This is a genomic window from Pseudomonas corrugata (genome assembly GCF_001269905.1).
Classification (GTDB): domain Bacteria; phylum Pseudomonadota; class Gammaproteobacteria; order Pseudomonadales; family Pseudomonadaceae; genus Aquipseudomonas; species Aquipseudomonas corrugata.
This window is the reverse complement of the sequence record NZ_LHVK01000020.1, coordinates 1-3,335: the sequence shown is the minus strand read 5'-3', so window position 1 is coordinate 3,335 and position 3,335 is coordinate 1. Positions and strand designations below refer to the sequence as shown.

Annotated in this window: 1 protein-coding gene; it reads right to left on the bottom strand. The window is 62.8% G+C overall.

The window, feature by feature from the left end; translation table 11 throughout:
• Window positions 1–3,335: non-ribosomal peptide synthetase (locus AD665_RS22035; protein ID WP_155514792.1), on the bottom strand; the 3,335-nt coding region annotated here is incomplete at both ends.

Sequence of the window (3,335 nt, the reverse complement as noted above, 5' to 3'; positions counted from 1 at the left end):
ATTGAGATAACCACGGGCGACACCGGCACCGCCGATATAGATTTCCCCTGGAACACCCAGCGGCACCGGCTGCTTATGCTCATCCAGCAAGTAGAACTGGGTATTGGCAACCGGCTTGCCGATATGCGCGGCAAACCCGTCTTCACGGGCCATCGACACCCAACTCGAATAAGTCGTGGTTTCCGAAGGCCCATAGAGGTTGCACAGGCGCTTGACGGAAGTCTGTTCGAACAGCGCTTCCACCAGACTGCGCTTGAGCGCTTCGCCGGCCACGTTGACTGTATCGACGCCCTCGCTCAAACCACCGGATTCCAGCAACGCCTTGAGCGCCGACGGCACGGTGTTGATCAGGGTGATGTCGTGTTCGCCGTGTTGCAGTTCCAGCACATTAGTGACGACCTCGATGCTGCCGCCGCTAGTCAACGGTGCAAAGCACTCGTAAACCGCGAGATCGAAGTTCAGCGAGGTCGAGAACAGGGTTTTCGACAGGGTTTGCGCATCGAAAGACCGATGGGCCCAAGTCAGGAAGTTCACCGTGTTGCGGTGTTCGATCATCACCCCTTTCGGCAAGCCGGTGGAACCGGAGGTGTAGATCACGTAAGCCAGATGCGCCGAGGTCAGCTCGGCAATCTCTGGATTCGAGACGGATTCGTCCTGCCAGCGCCCGCTACCCAAATCAATCACTGGCATCGTTGCATCAGCCAACAACCCAAGGGTCGCAGCCTGGGCCAGCACCACGGCCGGCGCGCTGTCCTCCAGCATGTAGGCAATCCGATCCGCCGGATAGGCCGGATCCAGTGGCACGTAACCGCCACCGGCCTTGAGAATCGCCAGCAAGCCCACGACCATGTCGATACCACGCTCGACGCAGATCGCCACCCGAGAATCCGGCCGCACGCCCTGCTTGCGCAGGTAATGCGCCAACCGGTTGGCCCGTTCGTTCAGCTCGCGATAGCTCAGGCGCTGCTCGCCATGCAGCACCGCCAGCGCATCCGGCGTGCGCTGCACCTGTTCCTCGAACAATCCGTGAACGGTCTGTTCCAGCGGGTACTCGGCGTCAGTGGCGTTGAACGCCACCAGCAGTTGCTCACGTTCCGCTGCCGGCAGAATTGGCAAATCGGCCAGCGACGACTCAGGGGCACACTCCAGCGCCTGGGCCAGACTCGCCAGCGCAGCGTCCATATAGGCAGCGACGCGCCACGCATCGACGCCACTCACCGCCTGGACGGTGAGGCTGAAGCCTTCGCCCAGATCGTCCACCGACAGCGCCAACGGATAGTTGGTGCGCTCCTCGCCACCCAGCGCCTCGATGCCTTGCCAGCCAGAGGACGGTTGCAGTGCGAGGGGCTCCGCCATCGAATGACGATAGTTGAGCAAAGCACTGAACAACGGCGTCGGTGCAACCACGCCACTGCAACGCTGGGCCAATGCCAGGGAAGCGTGCTCATGCCCCAGCAACCCGGTCAGCCGCGCATGTGTCGCCAGTACACCATCGCGCACGCTCTGCGCCCCCACCTGCACGCCCAGCGGCAAGGTATTGATGAACATCCCCAGAGCGCGGTCGGCCCCCGCGCCCCCTTGCATCCGGCCCATCAATACGGTGCCGAACACCACCTCTTCGCGACCCGATACCCGGCCCAGCACCAGGGCCCAGGCCAAGTGGTGCAGACTCGCCGCGCTCACGCCCAACCGACGGGCCTGGCTGCGCAGGCGACGGCTCAGATCGATGGTGACCGCTTGCCTGGCCTCCTCGACATCGCTACCATCGCCACGGACATCCTGCAAACCGAATGGCAAGGTGGGTTCGTCGATGGTACCCAGCATGTCGTGGAAGAACGCTTCGTGCTCCTCACGGCTCACACCCAGGCGGGCCTGGGCCACATAGTTGCGATACGGCACCGCTGCGCCCAATTGGTCAGCCTGGCCCAGCAAGTGTGCCTGCATTTCGTGGCGCACCACTTCCAGTGCTGTGTGATCGAGCGCCATATGGTGAAACAACAGGGTCGCTACCCAGCGCTGGTGAATTTCATCCTGGGCAAAACGGATGCACATCAACGGCGCCTGGCGGATGTCCAGGTGCTGCCGGGTGTTCAACTGAACAGCGATGTCGCCGTCCTCCCCCCGCAGCAACACTTGCTCGACGCCCAGCGATGCCTCGCGCCAGACCACTTGTACCGGCTCGTCCAGCCCTTCCCAGGCCATGGCCGTGCGCAGGATGTCGTGGCGATCGATCACGCCTTGCAGGGCCTGGGTGAAATCGTCCAGGCGTTCGCGGCTGTCAAAGGCGAACTGCGCTTGCAGCACGTAGGGGTCGCCCTGTTCGGCCGCCAGGTGGTGATAGAGAATCCCCTCCTGCAACGGCGCCAGCGGGTAGATGTCCTGCACATTGGCCGCCCCGCCCGGCACGGTCGCGACGATGCGGTCGATGGCGTCCTGGGTCAACGTCACCAACGGCAGCATGTCGGGGGTAATGCGTTGGCAGTCCGACGCAATCAGGTTGACCGGAACGCTCATCTCGTTGCCGGCATCGTTGCCGACAGCCGCTGCCAGCGCAGCCAGGGTCGGTTGGCTGAACAGCACGCGCACGTCGGCACTCAGGCTGACCTGACGCATCCGCTCGATCAGGCTGACGGCCAGCAGCGAGTGGCCGCCGAGTTCGAAGAAGTGATCGTGACGACCCACTTGTTGCAGACCTAGCAGGTCCTGCCAGATCTGCGCCAGGACGGTTTCGGTTTCGCCTCGGGGGGCTTCGTAGCCACGGGTGATCAGTGCATCGTGTTCCGGAGCCGGCAAGGCCTTGCGGTCGAGCTTGCCATTGGGGGTCAACGGCATGGCATCGAGGCGAACGTAGGCCACGGGAACCATGTATTCCGGTAGCTGCGCTTGGAGATGGCTGCGCAGGGTTTCGATGTCCGCTGTGTCGTTCGCCGGCGTGAAGTAGGCCACCAGGCGCTTGTCGCCCGGCACGTCTTCACGGGCCAGTACCACCGTTTCTTTCACCGCGTCGTGTTGAGCGAGCTTGGCTTCGATCTCGCCCAGTTCGATGCGGAAACCACGGATCTTCACCTGGTCGTCGTTACGACCCAGGTATTCGATGTTGCCGTCCGGGAGATAACGGCCGAGGTCGCCGGTCTTGTACATCCGGGCGTTCGGTTCGCTGCTGAACGGATCCCTGAGGAAACGCTCGGCCGTCAGGTCATCACGATTGAGATAACCCCGCGCAACACCGGCACCACCGATGTAGATTTCACCCGGCACGCCCAGCGGCACCGGTTGCTTGTGTTCATCCAACAAGTAGAACTGGGTATTCGCGACCGGTTTGCCGATGTGGGCAG